Raw genomic sequence first — 23,630 nt, 5'->3', positions numbered from 1 at the left:
TTCCAGCGCCTGCGCGGCGTGGGCGGCGGGCACGGCCAGGATGGCCAGGTCCACATCGGCGTCCAGCGCGTCCAGGCCGGGGACGGCAGGGAGGCCGGCGATGGTATCCGCGCGCGGGTTGACGGGGATGATGCGGCCGCCGTAGCCGTGCTGGAGCAGCAGGCTGATCGGCATCGCGCCGATCTTGCCTGGCGTAGCCGAGGCGCCGACGATGGCGATGCCTTGCGGATCGAAGAGGCGGGACAGGGAGGTGTCGGTCATGATGTGGCGATGAAGAATCAGGAGAAACGCACGACGCTGCGGCCGGTGCTGCTGCGTTCGAGCATGGCGGCCAGCGCCTGGGGAAGTTCGCGGGGTTCGATGACGCGTTCGATCAGGTCGAGATGCGCGGGACGGTATTCGGCGGCGAGCTTGTTCCACACCTGGCGCCGCAGCGGCATGGGGCTGTTGGCGTTGATGCCCAGCAGCTTGACGCCGCGCAGGATGAAGGGGATGACCGAGGTGGGCAGTTCCGCCCCGCCCGCGTTGCCGAAGGCGGCGGCCACGCCGTCCGGCTTCAGGCTGGCTAGTGCGTGCGCCAGCAGCGGGCCACCCACCGAATCGATGACGCCGGCCCAGCGCGCGCTCAGCAGCGGCTTGATGCCGGCGGATAGATCGGGCGGCGCGATCACGTCCTGCGCGCCCAGCGAGCGCAGATAGTTCTCCGCATCCCGCTTGCCGGACATGGCGCAGACGCGATATCCGCGCTGGCTCAGGATGTCGATGGCCACGCCGGCGACGCCGCCGGTGGCGCCGGTCACCAGCACCTCGCCTTGCTCCGGCGTCAGTCCGCAGTGCTCCATCCAATGCAGCGACAGCGCGGCGGTATAGCCCGCCGCGCCCAGCACGGCGGCGTCTCGCAGCCCGATGCCGGCGGGCAGCGGCAGCACCCAGTCATGGCGCACCCGCGCGTACTCGGCATAACCGCCGTCGCAGTCCACGCCAATGCCGAAGCCGTGCACCACGACCTCCTGGCCGGGCGTAAGCGCCGGATCGGCGGAATGCACCACGGTGCCAGACAGGTCTATGCCGCCGATGCGCGGATACTCGCGGATGATGCCGCCGCGTCCGGCCTGGGCCAGCGCGTCCTTGTAGTTCAGGCCGGCGTAGGCCACCTTGATGAGCGTGTCGCCCGTGGACAGCTGATCCGCGGCCAGGGTATCGAAGCGGCCTTGCGGCGGCTCGCCCGCCGCGCCTGCGTGCAGGCGGTAGGCCTGGAATTCGGGATTCTGCATGCTCGTCTCCGTTGAGGCTCAGGCTTGCGCCAGCAGCCGGCGCGCCAGCGTGGCGCGGTGTAATTCATTGGCGCCGTCGTAGATGCGGAAGGGGCGCATTTCCTGCCAGACCATGGCCACGGGCGTGTCGTCGGACAGGCCCGACGCGCCCATCATCTGTACCGCGCGGTCGGCCACGCGGTTCACGGCTTCGGACACGAAGACCTTGGTCATGGCGCTGTGCTGTTTCACCGACAGGCCTTCGTCCATGCGGCCGGCGCAGTCCAGCGTCATGAGACGGGCGGCGTGCAGGTCGATGTGCGAATCCGCGACCATGGCCTGGATCTGCTGCAGGTCCGCCAGGCGCGAGCCGAACGATTCGCGCCGCACCACATAGGCCTGCGCCGTCTCCAGCGCGCGCCGCGCGCGGCCGATGTAGCGCATGCAGTGGGACAGGCGGGCCGGCTCCAGCCGCAGCTGCGCATGCTCCAGTCCGCGGCCGGGCTCGCCCAGCACGGCCTCGTCGCCGACCTCGCAGTCCTGCAGCAAGATCTCGGCATGGCCGCCGATCTGGTAGCCCGTGACCATGCCGATATCGCGCACCACGCGATAGCCCGGCGTATCGGCAGGCACCAGGAACAGCGTCGCGCCGGTATCGGTGCGCGCCAGCACCAGCGCGAAATTCGCGCCCACGCCGCCGCTGATGAATTGCTTGTGGCCGTTCAGCACCCAGCCCGCGCCGCGCCGCTCGGCGCGGGTGCGCAGCATGGACGGGTCAGAGCCGGCGCCGGGCGCGGGCTCGGTCATGGCGAAGCAGGCGCGTTGCTCGCCGCGCACCAAGGGCGCCAGGTAGCGGTCCTGCTGCTCCGGGCTGCCCAGGCGCAGCAGCGTCAGCATGTTGGGCTGGTCGGGCGCGGCGCAGTTCAGCGCGGCCGGACCGAGGAATCCGCGTCCCGCCTCCTCCAGCACCTGCGCCAGCGCGCGCCAGCCCAGGCCCAGCCCGCCCCATTCCTCGGGCAGCTGCGGCGCATACAGGCCGGCCTCGCGGGCCTGTATGCGCAGGCGGGCAATGCAGCCATCCAACGCGGCCACGTTGCGGGCGATGGCGGGGGACTCGGCAGGTATCGCCACATCGTCGACGAAGCGGCGCACGCGCGCGCACAGGTCTTGCAGGGCGTCGCCGCCATTGCGTACTTGCTTGGACTGCATGGCTTATTCCTCGATCTTCACGCCGGCCTGCTTGACCACGGCGCGCCATCTGTCGGTTTCGTCGGCGATGTGCCGGCCGAAGGCTTCGGGCGTGCCGCCGGTGGCTTGCATGCCCAGTCCGGCGAAGTAGCTGCGCACTTCCGGATCGGCCAGCACGGTGTTGATCTGCCGGTTCAGCAGGGCGATCACGTCCTTCGGCGTGCCGGCCGGCGCCATCACGCCCCACCAGGACGAGGCCGACAGCGGCACGCCCAGTTCGGTCAGCGTGGGCACGTCGGGCAGCTCGGGGTTGCGCGTCTGCGAGGCGATGGCGACGGCCCGCAGGCGGCCGGCCTTGACCTGGGCATACACCGGCGGCAGGTTGTCGAAGCTCATCTGGACCTGCCCGCCGACCAGCGCGGTGGCGGCCTCGCTGCTACCTTTGTAGGGGATGTGCCGCAGCGCGATGCCCGTCTGGTGCGCGAACTGTTCGCCCGCCAGGTGCGGGATGCTGCCCGTGCCGGCGGTGGCGAAAGTCAGTCCCTGTTGCTGCGCGGCGGCGCGCTTCAGATCGTCCAGGCTGCGCCAGGGGCTGGCGGCGGGCAGCAGCAGGTAGACCGGCACGTCCGTGGCCCATACCACCGGCGTCAGGTTCTTCTTTACGTCGTAGGGCAGCTTGGCGTAAAGCACGCTGTTGGTCGCCAGGTTGGCCGTGCCCATCAGCAAGGTGTAGCCGTCAGGCGCGGCGGCGGCAACCAAAGCGGTGCCGATCTGCGTGGCGCCGCCGGGCTTGTTTTCCACGATCACGGGCTGGCCCAGCAGGGGCGCCAGCTTGCGGGCGATCATGCGCGCCGCGGTATCGGTGCCGCCGCCGGCCGCGTAAGGCACGATCAGCCGCACCGGCTTGTCGGGATAGGCGGCGGCCTGCGCTGCGCCGGCCGCGCCCATCAGGGCGACGACGCACAGCGCATGCAGCGTTCGAAAGAAGGGTTGCATGGCGGTCTCCTTGCGATGGCCTATTGGATGCGCGCGCCGGTGGACTGCACCAGCTTGCCCCACCACGCGGTTTCGTCCGCGATCTGCTTGGCGAATTCGGCGGGCGTGCTGGCCAGCGGCTCGGCGCCCAGCTCCTGGAAGCGGGCGCGCAACTGCGGGTCTTGCAGCGCCTTGACCACGGCCGCATGCAGGCGTTCGATCACCGCGGGGTCGGTGCCGGCGGGCGCCATCAGGCCCTTCCAAGCCATCACCACGAAGCCCTTCTGGCCGGCTTCATCGAAGGTGGGGATGTCGGGCGCGGCGGTGGCGCGCTGGTCGCTGGGTACGGCCAGCGCGCGCAGCCCGCCTGCCTTGACCTGCGGCAGCAGCGCCGGCATGTTGTCGATCATGAAATCGATGTGGCCCGCCACCAGGTCGGTGATGGCGGGGCCGGAGCCCTTGTAGGGCACGTGTTCAGCCTGGATGCCGGTCTGCTGCTTGAGCAGTTCTCCGGCCAGTTGTGCGGGCGAGCCGTTACCCGGGGAGCCGAAGGACAGCTTGCCAGGGTTGTTGCGCGCGTACTGCAGGAACTCCTGCAGCGTCTTCACCGGCATCGATTTCGTCACCACCATCAGGTTGTGTTCGCGCTCCAGGCAGGTGATGGGCGCCAGGTCCTTGGCCGGGTTGAACGGCATGTTGGCGTACAGGTTGGGATTGATGACGGTGGGCCCTGCCGCCGCCAGCAGCAGCGTGTAACCGTCGGGCGCGGCGCGGGCGACGAAGTCGCCGCCGATGTTGCCGCCGGCGCCGGGCTTGTTCTCGACGATGACCGGTTGGCCGAGGATGGGGTGCAAGGCTTCGGCCAGCAGGCGTCCCAGGATGTCGGTCGAGCCGCCGGGGGCGAACGGCACGATCAGTCTGACGGGCTTGTCGGGGTAGGCAGCCGTTGCTTGCGGCGGCAGGGCGGCGCAGGTAAGGGCGGCGGCCATGGCGCCGATCCACTTCGGCAGGTGCTTGTGCAGCATGATGGAAGTCTCCTTTGGTTTGGCGGGCCGCCGGCTTCTTGCGGCTGCGGTCCCGGTATTGCCCTAGCGGCCGGGCGTGTAGCCCGCCTGGGTCAGCGTGTGGCGGGCGATATTCAATTGATGGATCTGGCTGGTGCCTTCGTACAGGCGGAACAGGCGCACATCGCGGTAGAAGCGTTCAATACCGTGATCGGCGATGTAGCCGTAGCCGCCATGCATCTGCACGCAACGATCCGCCACGCGGCCGCACATCTCCGACGCGAAGTATTTGCAGATCGACGCGTTCAGCGTCACATCCGCGCCCGCGTCGCGTTCACGCGCGGTTTGCAGCACCAGGGCGCGGGCGGCCTGGATCTCGGTCTGGCAGTCGGCCAGCATGGCCTGGATCAGCTGGAAGTCCATCAGCGGCTTGCCGAATTGCTGGCGCTCGGCCACGAAGCGCAGCGTATCGTCCAGCATGCGGATGGCCGGGCCTATGCATAGCGCCGCCAGATGGATGCGCTGCTTGTTCAGCACCTTCATTGCCGTCTTGAAGCCCAGGCCTTCCTGGCCGCCGATGATATTGGCGGCCGGCACGCGGCAATCCTGGAAATGCACGGCGGACACGGGCGATCCGGCCTGGCCCATCTTGTCGTAGGGTTGGCCGGTGGACAGGCCCGGCGTGCCGCGTTCCACGATGAAGGCGGTGATGCCCTTGGCGCCGGGCGCCTGCGGATCGGTGCGCGCCATGACGGTGAACAGGCCCGCCAGCGGGGCATTGGTGATGAAACACTTCTCGCCGTTCAGCACGTAGTGGTCGCCGTCGCGCACGGCGGTGGTGCGCAGGGCGGTGGCGTCGGATCCCGCCTGCGGCTCGGTCAGGGCGAAGCAGCCGGTCAGTTCGCCGGACGCCAGCAGCGGCAGGTAGCGGGCCTTCTGCGCGTCGGTGCCGTCGGCCACCAGCGCCTCGGAGCCGATGCCGGTGTTGGTGCCAACCCGGGCGCGAAACGCCACTGAGCACTGCGACAGTTCCATCGCGGCCAGGATCAGCTCTTCGGTCGTCATGCCCGCGCCGCCGTACTGCTCGGGGATGGAGTAGCCGAACAGTCCCTGCGCGGCCATGCTGGCGACCAGGTCCTGCGGCACTTCGTCCAGGCGGGCGACCTCGGCTTCGCGCGGCGCCAGTTGCTCGCGCACGTAGCGGCGCAGCGATGCGAGGAATTGCGGGAAACCGTCGGGGTCCCTGATCATGGCTAGTCTCCGTTTCATCATGGACGCTGATACTTGCCGCGCCGTGTTGAATCCAGGCTAGCAAAAGGCCGTGGGATTTGAGACAAGTGTTTTGATATCTTGAACGATAGACACGCCGCCCTGCTCTATGATCCGCAGGAACGGGCCGCGCATCCCGCGCGTTCCGGGCTCAGGATCGCGACCATGACCACCCGCCCAGGCGAGCGCCATGCCGACCCGGCCTTCGCCACCACGCTGGCGCACGGCCTGTCGGTGCTGCAGGCCTTCCGGCACGGCGAGCCTGCGCTCAGCAACCGCGAACTGGCGGACCGCACCGGCCTGTCCAAGGCCACGATTTCACGGCTGACCACCACTTTGATGCAGCGCGGCCTGCTGCGCTACGACGCAGGCCTGCGCCGCTACCGCCTGGGTACAGCGGTGCTGTCGCTGAGCTATCCGCTGCTGGCCAGCATCAAGGTCCGGCAACTGGCGCGTCCGCTGATGAAGCGCCTGGCCGACGCGGCGGGCGGTTCGGCCTCGCTGGGCATGCATCACGGCTTGAACATGGTGTACGTGGAAACCTGCCGTGGCCACGACGCCGTGTCGTTCCGGCCGGACATCGGCGCCTTGCTGCCGCTGCTGCCTTCGGCCATGGGACGCGCCTGGCTGGCGCAGGCGCCGGCCGACGAGGCCGAACCCGTGCTGGCGGCGCTGCGGCGCCAGGACCCGGCCATGTGGCGCCGCCATGCGCCGGACTGGGAGCAGGCGCGGCGCGACTACGCCGAACACGGCTATTGCGTGGGGCAGGGCGATTGGCACTCGGACGTGCATGCGGTGGCGGTGCCCATGCGCACGCGCGTCGACGGCCAGGCGCTGGTGTTCAATTGCGGCGTGCCTGTCACGCGGCTGCGCCCGGGCGATCTGAGGGGGCGTATCGCGCCGCGTCTGCTGACACTGGTGGCGCGGGTGGAAAAAATGCTGGAGCGCCAGAATGAAGAGTGACCAGGACCGCGAATTCACCACCACGCTGGCGCGCGGCATCGATATCCTGGCCTGCTTCCGGGCCGACATGCCGGTGCTGGCCAACAAGGACTTCGCACAGCAGACCGGCCTGTCGCGCAGCGCCGTGGCCCGCTTGACGCACACGCTGGTGGAACTGGGCTTCCTGCAGCGCGAAGGCGAGCCCGCGCGCTACAGGCTAGGCGCTTCGGTGCTGGCGCTGAGCTATCCCCTGCTGGCCAGCATGCAGATCCGGCAGTTGGCGCGGCCGCTGATGAAGCAACTGGCCGACCATGCGCGCGGCGCCGTGTCCCTGGTGGTGCGCGACCGCCTGCAGATGGTGTACGTGGAGACGGCCCGTTCCAATGAAGCCTTGCAGACCCGGCCGGACATCGGCGCTTCGCTGCCGCTGCTATCCAGCGCCGCCGGCAAGGCGTGGCTGGCGCGGGTCGGGGACGAAGAGCGGGCCGCGGTGTTGAACCAGCTGCGCGTGGCCGACGCCCGCCACTACGAGGCGCATTTCCCCAGCCTGGCGGCGGCGCGGCGCGACCTGGAGCGCAAGGGCTATTGCGGCAACAACCTGGAGTGGCGTCCGGACGCCTACGGCTTTGCCGCGCCGCTGGGGCGGCCCTACCAGTCTCTGCTGTATGTCTTCAATTGCGGCGTGCCGTCGGACGACGGTCCTTACCGCGAGCGAGCGGCCGACATCGGCCCGCGGCTGGTTGCCCTGGCTCGGGAGACGGAAAGGCTGTTGGGGCTGGCCTAGGGGGGACGCGTCAAGAGCTTGCATCCACCTCGGTGCGCTGAGCGCGCGGTACCCGGCCTGCGCCGGGATTCATGACTCCAAGTCAAAAGTGTTTCGCTGTTTCCTGCCTTTTTCCGCAAGGATCGCAGCGGCATACTGGGTGCCTGCCTTCCGATCGGGCCTTTCCCGGGCCCCGGCCATCCGCGCCGGTCCGCTCCCGAAACGCCCCGATTGGCGCAATCGAACCCAAGGAAACCACATGCATCCCCAGGACTCCCAGCCGGTGAAGGCCGGCCTGCCATTGTTGGCGCTTGCCGTCGGCGCCTTCGGCATCGGCGTAACCGAGTTTTCTCCCATGGGCCTGTTGCCCGTCATCGCCGAAGGGGTGGACGTGTCCATCCCCAGCGCCGGCATGCTGATCAGCGCCTACGCCATCGGCGTGATGGTGGGCGCGCCGCTGATGACGCTGGCCCTGTCGCGCTGGTCGCGCCGCAACGCGCTGCTGGTGCTGATGGCGATCTTCACGGTGGGCAACGTGTTGTCCGCGCTGTCGCCCAACTACACGACCCTGCTGCTGGCGCGCCTGGTCACCAGCCTGAACCACGGCGCCTTCTTCGGCCTGGGTTCGCTGGTGGCCGCCAGCGTGGTACCGCGCCACAAGCAGGCCAGCGCCGTCGCCACCATGTTCCTGGGGCTGACCATCGCCAATGTGGGCGGGGTGCCGGCCGCCACCTGGCTGGGGCAGGTCATCGGTTGGCGCATGTCGTTCGCCGCGACCTCGGTGCTGGGTTTGATCGCGATGTTGTCGCTGTGGTTCGCGCTGCCGGCGGGTGAGGCCGGACGCCGTCCCGACATCCGCCGCGAATTGGCCGTGCTGAAGAGCCCGGTGGTGCTGGTGGCCTTGCTGACCACCGTGCTGGGCGCGGGCGCGATGTTCACGCTCTACACCTACGTCGCGCCGACGCTGGCGGAACTGACCGGCGCCTCGCCCAACTTCATCACGGCGATGCTGGTGCTGATCGGTATCGGCTTCACCATCGGCAACACCGTGGGCGGGCGCTTTGCTGACCGCTCGCTGGACGGCAGCCTGATCGCCTTCCTGGTGCTGATCATTGCCGACTTGCTGGCGTTCCCCTGGCTGGCCGCCACGCCGGTCGGCGCCGCGATTGCGTTGCTGATTTTCGGCTTCGGCACGTTCGCCGTGGTGCCGCCGCTGCAGATGCGCGTCATGCGCGCCGCCACCGACGCGCCGGGCCTGGCCTCGTCGGTCAACGTGGGCGCCTTCAATCTGGGCAACGCGCTGGGCGCGGCAGCCGGCGGAGGCGTGATCTCGGCGGGCATGAGCTATGCCGCAGTGCCCGTGGCTGGCGCCGTGATCGCCGCTGGCGGACTGGGCCTGGTGCTATGGCAGCGCGCCAGCAACCAGCGCCAGCGCAAGCTAGCGATGCAGGGCTGCTGAGTCCGCGGCAAGCAGTCAGTAAAAAGGGCGCCTGTGCACATGCAGGCGCCCTTTTCCATGCCGCTAAACCGGAGCGATCAAGCGTCGATCCGTTCTACCTTCCCCACCAGAAGGATGTACGACAGCGCGCCCAGCAAGGCCAGCGACGACACGTACACGATGGCCGGCGCGAAGCTGTCCTTGGTCACCAGGAAGCCGATCACGATGGGCGTGCAGATCGACGACAGGTTGCCGACGAAGTTGAACACGCCGCCCGTCAGGCCCAGGAGGCGCACCGGCGCCAGCGTGGACACCAGCGACCAGGTAATCGACGCCAGCCCGTTGCCGAAGAAAGCCACGGCCAGGAAGAAGATCACCCAGGGGGTGGAGTCGGTGAAGTTCGCGCCGATCATCGAGGTGGAGATCAAGAGGCCCAGGATGATGGGCAGCTTGCGCGCCAGGCCGACAGTGGCGCCGCGGCGGATCAAAAAGTCGGACAGCACGCCCGAGCACAGCACGCCGACGAAGGCCGCCAGGAACGGCACCGACGCCAGGAAACCGGACTTGATGAAGTCCATGCCACGGTACTTGACGAGGTAGGTGGGGAACCAGGTCAGGAAGAACCACAGCGTGGACGTCAGGCAGAACTGGCCCAGGTACACGCCCCACAGCTTGCGCTTGCTCATGACCAGGCCCAGGTCGTTCCAGTTGAAGGGCGCCTTCTTTTCCTTGACGTTGCGGTCCAGGTCGACCACCCCGCCGCCTTGCTGGATCAGCTCGATTTCCGCCGCGTTGGCGCCCTTGAACTGACGCGGCTCGCGGTAGATCATGAACCACAGCACGCCCCAGACGATGCCGAGCAGCCCGGTGCTGACGAACACCATGTGCCAGCCGTAGTGATGCTGCAGCCAAGCCAGCACGGGCGTCAGGAACGCCAGGCCGACGAACTGGCCCGAGGTGTAGAAGCCGATCGCGGTGGCGCGTTCGCGTTCCGGGAACCAGGTGGTGACGACGCGGTTGTTGATCGGATAGGCAGGCGCTTCCAGCGCGCCCACGGCCAGGCGCAGCACGAACAGGATGACGAAGCTGCCGGCGAAGCCCATGAAGAACGTGGCCGCCGACCACAGGATCAGCGCGGCCGCGTACAGCACGCGCGGCGACACGCGGTCCACCAGCCAGCCGCCGGGAATCTGCATGGCGGCGTAGGTCCAGCCGAAGGCCGACAGGATCAGGCCTTCATGCACGGTGTCCAGACCGAACTCGTCCTTCAGCGCCGGCGCGGCGATGGACAGGTTGCTGCGGTCCAGGTAGTTGATGACGACGGTGATGAACAGCATCACCATGATGAGGTACCGGCTGCGCGTGGGGCGCTGGGCGCTCTGCAGGCCGGCGTGCGTGGCTGTGGACAAGGGCTGTCTCCTCTTTCTCTTTATCGGCTGGCTTTTATCGGCTTACCATTCGGCGAAGCTGCCGTCGGCGTGGCGCCAGACCGGGTTGCGCCAACGGTGGCCCACGGCGGCGCGTTCCTTCACGTATTCCTCGTTGACCTCGATGCCCAGGCCGGGGCCTTGCGGAATCGCGACCATGCCGTCTTCGTAGGCGAAGACTTCGCGGTTGCTGACATAGTCCAGCAGGTCGTTGGCGGCGTTGTAGTGGATGCCCAGACTCTGTTCCTGGATGAAGGCGTTGTAGCAACCGGCGTCGATCTGCAGGCAGGTGGCCAGCGCGATCGGGCCCAGCGGGCAGTGCAGGGCCAGCGCGACGTCGTAGGCTTCGGCCATCGCGGCGATCTTGCGGGTTTCGGTGATGCCGCCGGCGTGCGAGGGATCGGGCTGGATGATGTCCACATAGCCTTCGGACAGCACGCGCTTGAAGTCCCAACGCGAGAACAGGCGCTCACCCAGCGCGATCGGCGTAGAGGTCAGCGGCGCCAGTTCCTTCAGCGCTTCATAGTGTTCGCTCAGCACGGGCTCTTCGATGAACATGAGCTTGAACGGATCCAGCTCTTTCATCAGCACCTTGGCCATGGGCTTGTGCACGCGGCCGTGGAAGTCCACGCCTATGCCCACGTTGGGGCCAACTGCGTCGCGCACGGCGGCCACGTTCTCCAGGCACTTCTCGACCTTGTCGAAGGAATCGATGTACTGCAGTTCCTCGGTGCCGTTCATCTTCACGGCGGTGAAGCCGCGTTCCACGGCGCTCTTGGCGGCCGCGGCGGTGTCGGCGGGACGGTCGCCGCCGATCCACGAATACACGCGGATGCGGTCGCGCACATTGCCGCCCAGCAGTTGCGACACGGGCACGCCCAGATGCTTGCCCTTGATGTCCCACAAGGCCTGGTCGATGCCGGCCAGCGCGCTCATGTGGATGGCGCCGCCGCGGTAGAAGCCGCCGCGGTACAGCACGGTCCAGTGGTCTTCGATGTTGCGGGGATCCTTGCCGATCAGGTAGTCGGACAGTTCCTCGACCGCAGCGGCCACCGAATGCGCGCGGCCCTCGACGACGGGTTCGCCCCAGCCGACGATGCCCTCGTCCGTTTCAATCTTCAGGAAGCACCACCGCGGCGGCACGATGTAGGTGGTGAGCTTGGTGATCTTCATGCTGAGGTCTCCTGGACGGGATAGGCGCGTTGCCAGGCGGCGATGAATGCGCGCGCGTTCTGGCCGACTGCGGCGGCCGACAGGCCGGGTTTGTACAAGGCGGAGCCCAGGCCGAAGCCGCTGGCGCCCGCCTGGGCGTAAATGGCGATGTTGTCGGGCGTGATGCCGCCCACGGGCGCCAGCGCGATCGGCGGGCGCAGCACGGCGCGCCAGGCTTTCAGCACGGAGGGGCCGAGTTGTTCGGCCGGGAACATTTTCAGCACGTCGGCGCCGGCGGCCAGCGCCGCGTAGGCTTCGGTGGGTGTGGCCACGCCGGGGCAGGAGGCCATGCCCAGCTGCTTGGCGCGGCGGATCACGGCGGCGTCGCTGTGCGGCATGACGATCAGCTCGCCGCCAGCCTGCTGGACGCGGGCGCAGTCGTCGGGATCCAGCACGGTGCCGGCGCCGATCAGGCAGTCGGTGGGGAGCGCCGCGCGCATGGCGCGGATGCTGTCCAGCGGGTCGGGCGAATTCAGCGGCACTTCGATCAGGCGGAAGCCCGCGGCATAGAGTTCCAGCCCTATGGCTTCGGCCTCGGCGGGCGTGATGCCGCGCAGGATGGCGATCAGGCCGCAGTGGGCCATGGCGGTTTGCAGACCGGGGTGGTTCATGTCGGGTTCCTATTCGGTGGAAGGCGAGGCGACCAGCCCGGCGCAGACGGCCAGGTGCCAGAGGCCGCGCTCGGTGGCGCTCTGCGCCTGTTCGGGCGTGCCCAGGCCGTAGTGCTGCATGGCCTGGATGTAGCGGCGGCACAGCGCGGGATCGCCGCAGAGCACGATGCGGGGCAGTTCGCCCTGCTGTTGCAGCATGTCGGCCAGCGCGGCGATTTCATGGCCGATGAGCAGGCCCGACAGATAGTCGGCCTGCGACTCGGGCGCCAGCTCGCCGGTCAGGCCGAGCGCGCGCGTGCTGAAGATGGTGGACAGCACACCGGCGCGGCCGGCGGGCGCGCCGGCCACTTTCAGACCGCGCTCGAAAGCGGCCATGTCGGCGCTGGTGGCGTCGGCCATGGTGCGGCCCAGGATGGTGTGGCCGCGCAGCGCGGCATAGACCTCGCCGGTCATGAAGGTGTCGAAGTGCGTGACGCGGCCGCGGCGGGCGCTGACCCACTTCGAATGCGTGCCGGGCAGGCCGATCAGGACGCTGTCGGCGCTGCGGGTCGCCTGGTCCGCCATCACGCCGACGACCTGGGTCTCTTCGCCGCGTATCACGTTGGGCAGGCCATGGCGCTGGATCAGGCCGGGCACGATATGCAGGGAAGGGCCGCCCTCGCGTTCGACCTCGGTCAGCAGCGTGCCGATGCGCTGCAGGTCGACCGGCACGTCCAGGTAGGCGGCTTCCTTCCAGCCCTGGGCGCTGCCGACCATGCCGCAGGCGATCACCGGCAGGGTTGGCTCGGCCCGCAGCCAGTCGCCGCAAGCCTGCTCGAAGGCCAGCTCGAAGCCCGACAGCGCCGTGGTGGCGGCGCCGTCCTGCAGCGGCTGCGGCAGGCGCATGATGCCCCAGGGCAGATGGCGCGTGTCCAGCGTGCGGCCGGCGGCATCCAGCCGGTAGGCGCGTAGCGAGGACGTGCCCCAATCCAGCGCGATGAGCGCCGCGCGGGCGGGAGATCCGGTAGTCATCAGAATCTGTCTCGTTTCTGGCCGCAAAGCCGGCTGCGGACGCGCGGTGGGGCTGGCGCGAGGCAGGGGTCTGCGGACCTTGTTGTCTGGTGCCCGCCGGACGTTTGGAGCGCGCGGCGGGCGATGGGAAAAATTCTAGATCAGTGCTTGAAAAATCTCAAAATATAGAATTAAATCCCATATATAGGGAATAAATGGTGGTGAAAGTCCTTCCGCTATCCTGCGCTCTGTCTGGGACATCCCCTGGAAAGCGCGCCTTTTCCCGGCATCCCGCCGCGATCATGGCGGTTATGCTTGCACTCGTTCCCTTTGTCGCCCGACCCCGTTTTCATGACTACCTTGCAGACTCCCGACCGTACGCCCACCCTGGATCCCGATGCCGCCGCGCCCGCGGGCACGCAGACGCTGATGCGCGGCCTGGCGGTGGTGCAGGCGGTGGCTGGGGGCGCGCGCGATCTGAAGGAAATCTGCGCCCGCATCGGCGTGGCGCGCAGCACCACGCACCGCTTGGCCAGCTGCCTGGTGCAGGAACGCTATCTGCGGTCCTTGCCCGGCGTGGGCTATGTGCTGGGGCCGAAGCTGATCGAATTGGGTTTCCAGGCGCGCGAGGCCTTTCCCATGGCGACGCTGGCGCGTCCCTACCTGGACGGCCTGGCGGAGCAGACGGGCGATACCATCCATCTCGCCGTGCGCGACAACGACGAGGTCCTGTACCTGGAAAAGATCCCCGGCAAGAAAGGGCTGGAAATGCGTTCGCGCGTGGGCCACCGCATGCCGCTGGCCGCCACTGGCGTGGGCAAGGCATTGCTGCTGGATACCGAAGAGCCGCAATGGAAGGCGCTGTACCGCGTCGGCGCGCCGGTGTCGTCGCGCGCGCCTGGCGGCAGCCAGACCTGGGAGATCTTCCGCGACCGCATGCGCGACTATGCCGCCAACGGCTATGCGTTCGACCTCGAAGACAACGAGCCGTCCATCCGCTGCGTGGCGGCGCCGGTGCGCGACGCTTCCAGCGGCATCGTCGCCGCAATCAGCGTGTCCAGCACGGTGCCCTACATGTCGCTGGAACGCATGCGCGACATGGTCGCCGTCGTGCAGGGCGCGGCGGCGGGGATTTCAGCGGAATTGGGATGGAAGGTGGACCGCGGCTGACCCGCGGCCCCGCGCCTTATTCCAGCGGCAGCGTCAACACGCCCTGCGGGGCCGGACGCATCATGACGCGGCGATACCAGGCCGACAGCGCCGGCGTGTCGGGGCGCTCGATCGGCAGGGCCAGCCAGCGGTGGGCGGAGCAGACCAGGGCGATGTCGCCCATGGTCAGGTGACGCCCGGCGATGAACTCGCGGCCCTGCAGGGCCTGGTTCAGGATCAGCGCGCGCGCATTTGAACGCTTGACCGAGTTTTCAATCGCGGCCTGGTCGCGCTTGGCCTCAGGCGTGCGGATCAGGCCCAGGAAGGCCGGACCCATGACGCCCTGCCATTCGGTGGCCTGCCAGTCCATCCAGCGGTCGGCGTCCGCGCGCATGCACACGTCTTCCGGCCACAGGCTGCCGGCGCCGTAGCGCGCGGACAGATAGCGCACGATGGCGTTCGATTCCCACAGCACGAAGCCGCCGTCGTCAATGACGGGTACCGTGCGGTTGGGATTCAGCTTGGCGAATTCAGGCGTATCGACCACGCCGAATGGACCGCCCGCCTGCATGAAGGAATGCGGCAGCGCCAGTTCGCGCACCGCCAGCATGACTTTCTGAACGTTGACGGAAGTCAGGCGTCCCCAGATCTTCAACATAACCATTCCTTGTAGTGTCAGACGGGCGGCAGCTGCCGCCGTGCAAAGCCGCTGTCGCGCGCAAAGCGCGTCCAGTTGAAAGCGGGTCCGGGGTCGGTCTTGCGTCCCGGGGCGATATGTTCATGGCCCCAGGCGGCCGCCAGCGGGTGGCGCGCGCGCAGGGCCGGCGTCAGCTTGCGCAGCGCCAGGTACTGCCCGTCGGTGTACGGCAGGGTGTCGGTGCCTTCAAGCTCTATGCCGACGGAGAAGTCGTTGCAACGCTCGCGGCCTGCAAAGCGCGAGACGCCGGCATGCCAGGCGCGCTCGTCGGTGGAGACGAACTGGATGATGCTGCCGTCGCGGCGGATGAAAAAATGCGCCGACACGCGCAAGCCGCGCAGCCGTTCCAGCCAGGGATGCGAACCGTAGTCCAGCGTATTCAGGAACAGCCCGGCAACTTCAGGGCCGCCGAATTGCCCCGGCGGCAGGCTGATGTTGTGGAGCACCAGCAGCGACACCTGCGCGCCGGCGGGGCGCGCGTCGCGGTTGGGGGAGGGCATGAGCGAAACACCCGGGGCCGGCGCCAGCCAGCCATGACGATCCAGAAGCAAGGCCATGGGAAGAGAGCATGCGTGTGGTTTCCAACACGCATTATGCCGTGCGGGGCGGCAAGCTTCTAATGAGGCGGCGGATCAGTGCTTGGCGGGGCCCAGGCGCGCGTGTTCCGCGCTGCACCAGGTCTGGCCGTCCTGCTGCAAGGCTTCGGAGCGGGGCAGATGGATGCCACAGTGGGCGCAGCGCACCATGGATTCCAGCGGCTTGGGCTGGCGGGCGCCGGCCTTTGCCTTCTTTGCGCCTTGCGCGCCGTCCTGGCGCGCTGCCGCCATGCGGCCTGCCAGGCGGGCCACGAACAGCACCAGGATGATCAGAACAATCCAGAACAGCAACTTGCCCACGTCAACCTCGATGCAGAATCATTTCCAGCACGAACCGGCTGCCGGTATAGGCCAGAATCAGGAACCCGAAACCCGTCAGCGTCCAGCGCAGGGCGACGCGGCCGCGCCAGCCCCAGATGTGGCGTCCGGCCAGCAGCACGCCGAAAGTCAGCCAGGACAGCAGCGTGAACACGGTCTTGTGGTCGAACGGCAATATCTTGCCCGTCAGCTTCATGGACGCCACCGAACCCGTGCCCACGGCCAGGGTCAGCACGATGAAGCCGATCCAGATGATGCGGAACAGCAGCTGTTCCTGCACCAGCAGCGGCGGCTGGGAATCCAGCACCCGGCCGATGATGCTGCGCTCGGCGGGGGCGTCCAGCGGACGGTGCAGGTGGCGGTCCAGCAGCGCCATCATCATGGCGTGCAGGGCGGCTATGGTGATCAGGCCATAGGCCGCCAGGGCGATCAGCAGGTGGACGCGCAGCCAGGCGTCATTGGCATGGGGTACGAACTGGCCCTGCGGGAACAGCGCGGCGAGGCCGCTGGCGAGGGTGGCGGCAGGCAGCAGCAGCAACTGCAGGCCGTCTATGCGGACCAGCAGGCTTTCCAGCCAGAACACCACCATGCCCAGCCAGATAGCCGCGGACAGGGCCAGCGCCCAGCCGATGTACAGGTGCTGGGCGCCCAGCATCGATTGTTGCAGCCCGATTCCATGGAGGACCAGGGCTCCCAGCAGGCACAGCCGGGCGATTTTGCCCGTCTGTTCCACGCCGCCGGCGCCGGCCAGGCGGATCCAGAGCGACCCTCCTAGCACTGCGTACGCCAAGGCAGCCGCTGTGTGAAATACAATGCCTAGTGACATAGAAACCGTTGTCTGGATGGGGCCTTGGGGCGCATGCCGCCCGAAAGCGCAGAATCCGCGCCTGCGGCCACCGTTCAATCAACTAGTTTAAGCGGAAACGCCTCTCATGCTCGATAACCTAACTCAACGCCTGTCGCGCGTCGTCAAGACGCTGCGAGGGGAAGCCCGCCTGACCGAGGCCAATACCCAGGAGATGCTGCGCGAAGTGCGCATGGCGCTGCTGGAAGCCGACGTGGCGCTGCCCGTCGTGCGCGAGTTCGTCGCGCGGGTAAAGGAAAAGGCGCTGGGCGAAGAAGTCGCCAGCAGCCTCAGCCCCGGCCAGGCCCTGGTGGGCGTGGTCCACAAGGAACTGACCTCCCTCATGGGCGGCGACCTGGGCGCCGATTCCGGCGAACTGTCGCTGGCCGTGCAGCCGCCCGCCGTCATCCTGATGGCCGGCCTGCAGGGCGCCGGCAAGACCACCACCACCGGCAAGCTGGCGCGCTGGCTCTCCGAAGGCCAGCACACGCAGCACGGCCGCAAGACCGGCAAGAAGAAAGTGCTGGTGGTGTCCGCCGACGTCTACCGCCCGGCCGCTATCGACCAGTTGAAGAGCGTGGCGGCGCAGGTCGGCGTGGATTTCCTGCCGTCCGACCCCAGCCAGAAGCCCGAGGACATCGCCCGCAACGCGGTGGATCACGCGCGCCGTCATCACTATGACGTGCTGATCCTGGACACGGCCGGCCGCCTGGGCATCGACGAGGCCATGATGCGCGAGATCCGCGCGCTGCATGACCTGGTCAAGCCGGTTGAAACGCTGTTCGTGGTCGACGCCATGCAGGGCCAGGACGCGGTCAACACCGCGCGCGCCTTCGCGGAAGCGTTGCCCCTGACCGGCGTGGTGCTGACCAAGCTGGACGGCGACGCCCGCGGCGGCGCGGCCCTGTCGGTGCGCCACGTCACCGGCAAGCCCCTGAAGTTCGTCGGCGTCTCGGAAAAGCTGGACGGACTGGAGCCGTTCTACCCCGAGCGCATGGCGCAGCGCGTGCTGGGCATGGGCGACATCGTGTCGCTGGTCGAGCAGGCCCAGAAGAACATCGACATCGCCGAAGCCCAGAAGCTGGCCGCGAAGATCAAGTCGGGCAACAAGTTCGACCTGAACGACTTCCGCGACCAGCTCGGCCAGGTGAAGAAGCTGGGCGACATGGGCTCGCTGCTGGAAAAGCTGCCGGCCCAGTTCCAGCAGGCCGCCGGCCAGCTGCAAGGCGGCCAGGCTGAAAAGCAGCTGCGCCGCACCGAAGGCATCCTGAATTCCATGACGGCGGCCGAACGCGCCAAGCCCGAACTCATCAAGGCCTCGCGCAAGCGCCGCATCGCGGCCGGTTCCGGCGTGCCGGTGCAAGAGGTCAACCGCCTGCTCGCCCAGTTCGAACAGATGCAGGGCATGATGAAGCAGATGAAGAAGGGCGGCATGGCCAAGATGATGCGCGCCATGGGCGGCATGAAGGGGATGGGCCGCTTGATGAAGTGATGCCCCACGGCGCGCGCACGGCGTGCGCTTGCTGCTTCCGGCGGGAGCGCTTTTCCCTTGGGCCAGCCTGGCGGGAAAAGGTTTTCCTGCATGGGACTGGAATGCCCCTGCGGGGGCATTTTTCATTGGGATGCAGGGGCAAAAAAATGGCCAGACGTTGCGTCTGGCCAAGTAATCGCGGCTAGCAGGGGGCGCCTGCCGCGATGCAAGCCGGAAAGCGCATGGGTGCTTTCCGGCTTGTCCGATTTCCGCAGATGATCAGGACAGGGGCGGGATGCGCAGCACCTGGCCCGGGTAGATCTTGTCGGGGCTGGTCAGCATGGGCTTGTTGGCTTCGAAGATCAGGTTGTTCTTGGCGCCCTGGCCCTTGCCATATTGCGCTTCGGCAATCTTCCACAGGTTGTCGCCCTTCTGCACCGTGTACATCTTGGCTTCCGGCGCGGCCTGTTTCACCTTCAGTTGGTTGTCCACCTGGGCCACGCCCACGGTGTTGCCCAGCGCCAGCGTGATCTTCTCTGCCGCTTCCGTGCTGAGGGCCTCGCCCGCCACCGTGACCTTGTCGCCATCGACCGAGATCTGCAAGCCGTCGGCATTCAGGCCGTGCTTATCCAGCTCTTTCTTCAATTCGTCCGCCGTCGCGGCCTTGGCCTCGCTGGCGCCGAAGAGCTTTTCTCCAACGTCCTTGATGAAATTGAGCAGACCCATAGTGTTTCCTTTATCTATGTTGCGGTGAGAAAACCAGTGCCGTCAGGGCTTTTGGCCCATGAACATTTTGCGCACGATGCCGGCGATCAAGGTCAGCACGGCGCCACCGACGCCGCCGCCGACCACGCTGCTGGCGATCGCGGAAAGATCCAGTCCCGTATTGCTCGCTGCAACCGCGTCGGCTCCCGCGGTAATCATCGGTGCCAGCCAGGAACCGCCTGCCAAGCCGCCGATGGCGCCCGCGATGGTGTTGCCCAATGGACCCAGGTTGAACTGCTGGAGCATCTTTCCCAAGCCATTGCCTCCGGCAGCGCCGGCGACAAGCTGGATGATCAGGTTGATGATGACTGCGGTGTTCATGATGCCTCCTCTGCCCATGAGGGCGATGTGCAACGCTAGAACAACAGCAAGACAAGAGTACGAAACCAGCAGGAACGATTATGACTCGCACATTCCCCGCGCGACGAGGGGTTAACGTGTAACAGGTTGCTAGCCCGTTGGCAGACTACGCAAGAATGCTGGTCAGTTTGCAGGGAATGCGCCGCGGCGGGTCTAAACCGCATCCGGCGCGCGGCTACATGCGACAAGGGCCGCTATCGCAGCGGCCCTTGTCCTTACAGCTATCCGTGCGGCGCCGGCTTCAGCCGCCGCCCACGGCCACGACGATTTCGATCTGGTCGCCGTCCGTCAGCGCGGTCTGCTCGTGCTGGCTCTTGGGCACGATTTCGCCGTTGCGTTCCACGGCCACGCGCTTGCCGGCATAGCCCAGGGCTTCCAGCAATTCGTTCACGGTCGTGTCCAGGGGAAACTCCCGTGCGTCTCCGTTCAGGGTGATGTGCATGCAGGTCTCCTCAGTTATCGCGCGTAGCCGTCGGTGGCGGCGATCAGCCGCGCCAACGTGCCGGGTTCGTCAAACGCATGGCCCGCGTCCGGGACCAGGTGGAATTCGGCCTCGGGCCAGGCGCGGTGCAGGTCCCAGGCGGTGCGCGCCGGCGTGCAGACGTCGTAGCGGCCCTGCACGATGGTGCCGGGTATGCCGCGCAGCTTGTGCGCGTCGCGGATCAACTGGCCTTCTTCCATGAAGCCGTGGTTCACGAAGTAGTGGTTTTCGATGCGGGCGAAGGCCAGTGCGGCGCGGTCGGCGGCATGGCTCTGCTGATGGCGCGGGCTGGGCAGCAGCGTGATGGTGCTGTCTTCCCATTTGCTCCAGGCCTTGGCCGCGCGCAACTGCTCGGCCGGATCGTCACCCGTCAGACGCTTGTGATACGCCGCCACCAGGTCGCCGCGCTCGCCTTCCGGAATCGGCGCCAGGTACTCTTCCCAGCGGTCGGGGAACAGCCACGACGCGCCTTCCTGGTAGAACCAGTGGATCTCGGAGCGGCGCAGGCTGAAAATGCCGCGCAGCACCAGCTCGCTGACGTGGGACACGTGCGTTTCCGCGTAGGCCAGCGCTAGCGTCGAGCCCCAGGATCCGCCGAACACCAGCCATTTTTCCGCGCCCATGACCTCGGTGCGCAGGCGCTCGATGTCGGACACCAGATCCCAGGTCGTGTTGTTCTCCAGGCTGGCGTGGGGTTGCGAACGGCCGCAGCCGCGCTGATCGAACAACAGCACGTTATAGCGCTGCGGATCGAACAACTGGCGATGCACGGGCGAGCAGCCGCTGCCGGGGCCGCCGTGCAGGAACACGGCGGGCTTGCCCTGCGGATTGCCGCAGAGCTCCCAATAGATCTGGTGGCCGTCGCCAGTGTCCAGCGTGCCTTGGCGATAGGGTTCGATAGGCGGATATAGCATCAGGCGACTCGCTTGAAGATCAGGTCCCAGACGCCGTGGCCCAGCCGCAGGCCGCGGTTCTCGAATTTGGTCAAAGGGCGGTAATCGGGGCGGGGCGCGTAGCCGTCCGCGGTATTGGCAAGCTGCGGCTCGTTGCCCAGCACTTCCAGCATCTGTACCGCGTAGTCTTCCCAGTCCGTGGCGCAGTGGATGTAGCCGCCCGGCGCGATGCGGCTGGCCAGGAGCGAGATGAACGCGGGCTGGATCAGGCGGCGCTTGTGATGGCGCTTCTTCGGCCACGGATCCGGGAAATAGATATGCACGCCGGCCAGCGAATCGGGGGCGATCATGTCGCGCACCACTTCCACCGCGTCATGCTGGATGATGCGCAGGTTCGGGATGCTGGAGTCTTCAATGCGGCGCAGCAGCGAGCCGACGCCGGCGTTGAACACCTCCACGCCCAGGAAGTTGTCGCCCGGACGCGCCAGCGCGATCTTCTCGGTGGTCTCGCCCATGCCGAAGCCGATCTCCAGCACCGTCGGCGCCTGGCGGCCGAAAGCGGCGGCGGGATCCAGGCGTCGCGGCGCATACGCGATGGACCATTGGCCCATCAGGCGCTCGAGCGCGGCCAACTGGCCCTGGGTGATGTGGCCGCGGCGATGCACAAAGCTGCGGATATGGGTCGCGCCGGGGCTGTTGGGGGCGTGCGCGGTACTGGCTAGCGCCGCCTGGGTTTCCGGGGAAACGGCGGCCGACGCGGCCTCGCCGCCAGGCGTTGCGGGGGTGCTTGCGGCAGCCGGGGCCGGGGCGTTCGCAGGGTTGTTTTCGGGGGTGTTCGTATTCATAGCCCGAATTGTAGTGGCAGGTCCGGCGCGCCGCTGTCGTCCAGACGCACTAAATTGGGGACATATTTAATCCGTGTAGGCCGAAGCCCTCCGGAGTACGGCGGCGGCAGGCCTGCGGCAATGAAAAAAGGCGCGCTATAATCGCCGCCTCTGCTTCGGCTTTGCGCCGAGGGCACGACACCCGAGCGGGTGTAGTTCAATGGTAGAACGGCGGCTTCCCAAGCCTCAAGCGTGGGTTCGATTCCCATCACCCGCTCCAATTACGTTCCACATCCAACCCGTCGCTTTGGGATGCCATTCCCTAGGGCTGCGGCTTGCCGCGCTTGCGAATCAAAGATGGTCTAGCGGCAACGCCGTGGTGTACTTGAGTTCCTCCATCGCAAAACTCGAGCTGACGTCAAACAGTTCGGCGACCTGGATGAGCTTCTTGTAGACGAAATCGAACCCGGCGATATCGGGCACCACCACCTTGAGCAGGTAGTCGGTGTCGCCGGTCATCCGATAGAACTCCATGACCTCCGGCATATCCTTGACGCCGAGCGAGAATTTTTCAAGCCAATTGAGGTCATGGCGGTTCGTCTTTATCGAGACGAACACCGTCACGCCCAGTCCCGCCTTGTTGTTGTCCAACAGGCAAACCTGGCGGCGAATCAGGCCGGACGCCTGCAAGTGCTGAATCCGCTTCCAGCACGCGGTCGGCGACAGGTGGACCTGTTCCGCGATTTCATTGTTCGAGAGGCGCGCATCTGTCTGAAGCAACGCAAGGATGCACCGATCTTTCTTGTCCATGGCTCACTCAACTTACCCTCACTCTTGCGCGGCAAACCATCCGGGATGCCGGTGCCGCCGCGCGGTTCGGAGGCCAAACCTGAGGCCGATGTTATAGATCGCCCCGGCCTGGGGCGATACAATTCATCGAGCCAAACCTACAAGAAATTTTATATTTGAACCGGCAAGCCGGAGGCGCGATGCAAGAGGTGGACCTTACTCTCACGCAGACTTTTTTCCTCGTCGCACAGGAGGGGACCTATTCCGCCGCGGCGCGCCGGCTGAACATCACCTACCAGTCGGTGGCCAATCACATCCGGCGCCTCGAGCAGCGCGTTGGCGAGAAGCTGGTGATCGCTGGGCGCGGCGCCAAGTCGATCAAGCTCACGCCGCGCGGCACCAGCCTTTATCGGCTGCTGGCGCCGGAATTCGATGTCATGCTGACGCGGCTGGGCAGCCTGATCGATAAGGAGCGGCCGGTCATCCGTATCGGGATGCCGCACGCCATCTTTTACTACCTGCTGCCGCCGGTGCTGACGAAGTTCCGGCGGATGTATCCCAACGTCGAGATCGTTGGCTACGAAAAGGATGTCTCGCTGCCGGAACTGATCCGCAACGGCTCGCTGGATGTCTGTTTGAGCGAGCGCTATTTTGGCGATACCGTGATTCCCCAACGCGTTATCTGCGACTATCAGCCGGCGCTGGCGTTCCCGTCGAGCTGGCCCGCGCCAGCCGATGAGGCGGCTGTTCCGGAGTGGGCGCTTGGACGGCCGCTGGTGACATATGAACCCGGCCAGATGCTCCGCAATATCGCACTGGACTATTTGTCGGTCGGCAACGAGCAGCCCAAGGTCGCGGTGTCCACCTCGACCAGCATGAGCGTCAAGCGTTGCGTCGACGAAGGCCTGGGCTTCGCATTGCTGCCCACCTGGTGCATCGACGAGTCGGACAGGCGCCTGAACTGCATCGCGCTTCCCAACGCGCCGAGGATTCCCATCTATTTCGGCGAAGCCATGTTCCTGAAATCGAATCCGTTCGTCCGTACGCTGCACAAGCTTTGCCTGGAGATTTTTCCCACCACCATCGAAGAGCGCGCGGGCCGCTGGAACTCCCTCAAGGCAAGCAGGCCGAGACGCGCGCGCTCCGCTGTCCGAAGCTGAGGCCCTTCATCCGTGCCGGGCCCGACCCGGCATAGCCAGTCCGCCTGCGTCAGATTGTCAGGATTTGGCGGTGATTATTTTTCTCTTTTTGCCTCCGGAAGGGGTAAAAAATCGAAGAGTTTTCACCCACTATCCTCATAGACTTGATCACGTCATCAGTGGTCACCGACTTCCCGTGGAAGCGCTGGCCGTGCATCCACGGAGATTGAAG

26 protein-coding genes and 1 tRNA gene are annotated in these 23,630 nt (G+C 66.9%); 7 read left to right on the top strand and 20 right to left on the bottom strand.

Translation table 11 applies throughout. From position 1 onward, the window contains the following. The 6 genes from WBB14_RS16015 to WBB14_RS15990 form a co-directional block, all read right to left on the bottom strand. A partial coding sequence (locus tag WBB14_RS16015; RefSeq protein WP_424240710.1) for a CoA-binding protein occupies positions 1 to 261 on the bottom strand: 261 nt, incomplete at its 3' end. A gap of 17 nt (positions 262 to 278) precedes the next feature. Beyond that, positions 279 to 1,274 (bottom strand): acryloyl-CoA reductase, encoded by a 996-nt coding sequence (locus WBB14_RS16010; protein WP_424240709.1) that lies wholly within the window; start codon positions 1,272 to 1,274, stop codon positions 279 to 281. 18 nt (positions 1,275 to 1,292) lie between these two features. Beyond that, entirely contained in the window at positions 1,293 to 2,462 is a 1,170-nt protein-coding gene (locus WBB14_RS16005; RefSeq protein ID WP_424240708.1) for an acyl-CoA dehydrogenase family protein, read from the bottom strand. Between the two features lie 3 nt (positions 2,463 to 2,465). Continuing rightward, entirely contained in the window at positions 2,466 to 3,437 is a 972-nt protein-coding gene (locus tag WBB14_RS16000; protein WP_424240707.1) for a Bug family tripartite tricarboxylate transporter substrate binding protein, read from the bottom strand. 20 nt (positions 3,438 to 3,457) lie between these two features. Next, positions 3,458 to 4,441, bottom strand: coding sequence for a Bug family tripartite tricarboxylate transporter substrate binding protein (locus tag WBB14_RS15995; RefSeq protein WP_424240706.1), 984 nt, complete (start codon positions 4,439 to 4,441; stop codon positions 3,458 to 3,460). A gap of 63 nt (positions 4,442 to 4,504) precedes the next feature. After that, positions 4,505 to 5,671: an acyl-CoA dehydrogenase family protein gene (locus WBB14_RS15990; RefSeq protein WP_424240705.1), complete on the bottom strand. Its 1,167-nt coding sequence runs from the start codon at positions 5,669 to 5,671 to the stop codon at positions 4,505 to 4,507. Between the two features lie 183 nt (positions 5,672 to 5,854). On the opposite strand from WBB14_RS15990, the gene WBB14_RS15985 reads away from it, so the two are divergent. From WBB14_RS15985 to WBB14_RS15975, 3 genes are all read left to right on the top strand, one after another. After that, positions 5,855 to 6,652, top strand: coding sequence for an IclR family transcriptional regulator (locus WBB14_RS15985; protein WP_424240704.1), 798 nt, complete (start codon positions 5,855 to 5,857; stop codon positions 6,650 to 6,652). Beyond that, entirely contained in the window at positions 6,642 to 7,415 is a 774-nt protein-coding gene (locus WBB14_RS15980) for an IclR family transcriptional regulator (RefSeq protein WP_424240703.1), read from the top strand. Before WBB14_RS15985 ends, WBB14_RS15980 begins: the two co-directional genes overlap by 11 nt. 238 nt (positions 7,416 to 7,653) lie before the next feature. After that, on the top strand, positions 7,654 to 8,853 hold the full coding sequence (locus tag WBB14_RS15975; protein ID WP_424240702.1) for an MFS transporter: 1,200 nt from the start codon (positions 7,654 to 7,656) through the stop codon (positions 8,851 to 8,853). A gap of 77 nt (positions 8,854 to 8,930) precedes the next feature. Here the strand turns inward: WBB14_RS15975 and WBB14_RS15970 are convergent, their stop codons facing one another. Genes WBB14_RS15970 through WBB14_RS15955 form a run of 4 tightly spaced genes read right to left on the bottom strand, consistent with a single transcriptional unit; the run spans position 8,931 to position 13,093 of the window. Beyond that, a complete protein-coding gene (locus tag WBB14_RS15970; protein ID WP_424240701.1) occupies positions 8,931 to 10,241 on the bottom strand; it encodes an MFS transporter in 1,311 nt (436 codons plus the stop codon). A gap of 42 nt (positions 10,242 to 10,283) precedes the next feature. Next, the gene (dgoD, locus tag WBB14_RS15965; RefSeq protein ID WP_013396423.1) at positions 10,284 to 11,432 is read right to left on the bottom strand and encodes a galactonate dehydratase; all 1,149 of its coding nucleotides are present in this window, start codon (positions 11,430 to 11,432) and stop codon (positions 10,284 to 10,286) included. Next, complete coding sequence (locus tag WBB14_RS15960; RefSeq protein WP_424240700.1) at positions 11,429 to 12,082, bottom strand: 2-dehydro-3-deoxy-6-phosphogalactonate aldolase; 654 nt, start codon at positions 12,080 to 12,082, stop codon at positions 11,429 to 11,431. The genes dgoD and WBB14_RS15960 overlap by 4 nt, the downstream gene beginning before the upstream one ends. 9 nt (positions 12,083 to 12,091) lie before the next feature. Beyond that, positions 12,092 to 13,093, bottom strand: a complete 1,002-nt coding sequence (locus WBB14_RS15955) for a 2-dehydro-3-deoxygalactonokinase (RefSeq protein ID WP_424240699.1) — start codon at positions 13,091 to 13,093, stop codon at positions 12,092 to 12,094. 330 nt (positions 13,094 to 13,423) lie between these two features. Here WBB14_RS15955 and WBB14_RS15950 point away from each other — a divergent pair, with 330 nt between their 5' ends. After that, positions 13,424 to 14,242, top strand: coding sequence for an IclR family transcriptional regulator (locus WBB14_RS15950; protein ID WP_332013143.1), 819 nt, complete (start codon positions 13,424 to 13,426; stop codon positions 14,240 to 14,242). Between the two features lie 16 nt (positions 14,243 to 14,258). On the opposite strand, the gene WBB14_RS15945 is transcribed toward WBB14_RS15950, so the two are convergent. The 4 genes from WBB14_RS15945 to WBB14_RS15930 form a co-directional block, all read right to left on the bottom strand. Then, positions 14,259 to 14,879: a glutathione S-transferase family protein gene (locus tag WBB14_RS15945; protein ID WP_424240698.1), complete on the bottom strand. Its 621-nt coding sequence runs from the start codon at positions 14,877 to 14,879 to the stop codon at positions 14,259 to 14,261. Positions 14,880 to 14,896: 17 nt separating this feature from the next. Then, a complete protein-coding gene (ampD, locus tag WBB14_RS15940) occupies positions 14,897 to 15,475 on the bottom strand; it encodes a 1,6-anhydro-N-acetylmuramyl-L-alanine amidase AmpD (RefSeq protein WP_424240697.1) in 579 nt (192 codons plus the stop codon). Positions 15,476 to 15,550: 75 nt separating this feature from the next. Further along, positions 15,551 to 15,814 (bottom strand): PP0621 family protein, encoded by a 264-nt coding sequence (locus WBB14_RS15935; protein ID WP_424240696.1) that lies wholly within the window; start codon positions 15,812 to 15,814, stop codon positions 15,551 to 15,553. A 1-nt stretch (position 15,815) separates the two neighbouring features. Beyond that, the gene (locus tag WBB14_RS15930; protein ID WP_424240695.1) at positions 15,816 to 16,658 is read right to left on the bottom strand and encodes a cytochrome C assembly family protein; all 843 of its coding nucleotides are present in this window, start codon (positions 16,656 to 16,658) and stop codon (positions 15,816 to 15,818) included. A gap of 106 nt (positions 16,659 to 16,764) precedes the next feature. Here WBB14_RS15930 and ffh point away from each other — a divergent pair, with 106 nt between their 5' ends. Continuing rightward, on the top strand, positions 16,765 to 18,168 hold the full coding sequence (ffh, locus tag WBB14_RS15925; RefSeq protein WP_013396415.1) for a signal recognition particle protein: 1,404 nt from the start codon (positions 16,765 to 16,767) through the stop codon (positions 18,166 to 18,168). Between the two features lie 258 nt (positions 18,169 to 18,426). Here the strand turns inward: ffh and lysM are convergent, their stop codons facing one another. The 5 genes from lysM to trmB form a co-directional block, all read right to left on the bottom strand. Then, positions 18,427 to 18,873, bottom strand: coding sequence for a peptidoglycan-binding protein LysM (gene lysM, locus WBB14_RS15920; RefSeq protein WP_013396414.1), 447 nt, complete (start codon positions 18,871 to 18,873; stop codon positions 18,427 to 18,429). Between the two features lie 42 nt (positions 18,874 to 18,915). Then, positions 18,916 to 19,233, bottom strand: a complete 318-nt coding sequence (locus tag WBB14_RS15915) for a hypothetical protein (RefSeq protein WP_013396413.1) — start codon at positions 19,231 to 19,233, stop codon at positions 18,916 to 18,918. A gap of 280 nt (positions 19,234 to 19,513) precedes the next feature. Then, positions 19,514 to 19,714: a sulfur carrier protein ThiS gene (thiS, locus tag WBB14_RS15910; protein WP_013396412.1), complete on the bottom strand. Its 201-nt coding sequence runs from the start codon at positions 19,712 to 19,714 to the stop codon at positions 19,514 to 19,516. A 14-nt stretch (positions 19,715 to 19,728) separates the two neighbouring features. Beyond that, positions 19,729 to 20,667, bottom strand: coding sequence for a prolyl aminopeptidase (gene pip / locus WBB14_RS15905; RefSeq protein ID WP_424240694.1), 939 nt, complete (start codon positions 20,665 to 20,667; stop codon positions 19,729 to 19,731). Continuing rightward, the gene (gene trmB, locus WBB14_RS15900; RefSeq protein WP_424240693.1) at positions 20,667 to 21,491 is read right to left on the bottom strand and encodes a tRNA (guanosine(46)-N7)-methyltransferase TrmB; all 825 of its coding nucleotides are present in this window, start codon (positions 21,489 to 21,491) and stop codon (positions 20,667 to 20,669) included. Before trmB ends, pip begins: the two co-directional genes overlap by 1 nt. Positions 21,492 to 21,676: 185 nt before the next feature. Between trmB and WBB14_RS15895 the strand changes: the two genes are divergently transcribed. Continuing rightward, positions 21,677 to 21,750 (top strand) — tRNA-Gly (locus tag WBB14_RS15895). Between the two features lie 71 nt (positions 21,751 to 21,821). Here the strand turns inward: WBB14_RS15895 and WBB14_RS15890 are convergent. Further along, entirely contained in the window at positions 21,822 to 22,280 is a 459-nt protein-coding gene (locus WBB14_RS15890) for an Lrp/AsnC family transcriptional regulator (protein ID WP_013396409.1), read from the bottom strand. 179 nt (positions 22,281 to 22,459) lie between these two features. On the opposite strand from WBB14_RS15890, the gene WBB14_RS15885 reads away from it, so the two are divergent. Continuing rightward, positions 22,460 to 23,419, top strand: a complete 960-nt coding sequence (locus WBB14_RS15885) for a LysR family transcriptional regulator (protein ID WP_424240692.1) — start codon at positions 22,460 to 22,462, stop codon at positions 23,417 to 23,419. Positions 23,420 to 23,630: the final 211 nt, after the last annotated feature.

This window comes from Achromobacter sp. (genome assembly GCF_049647645.1).
Taxonomy (GTDB): domain Bacteria; phylum Pseudomonadota; class Gammaproteobacteria; order Burkholderiales; family Burkholderiaceae_B; genus Achromobacter.
Note: the sequence above shows the minus strand (reverse complement) of the source record. Positions and strands in the feature narration are given on the sequence as shown.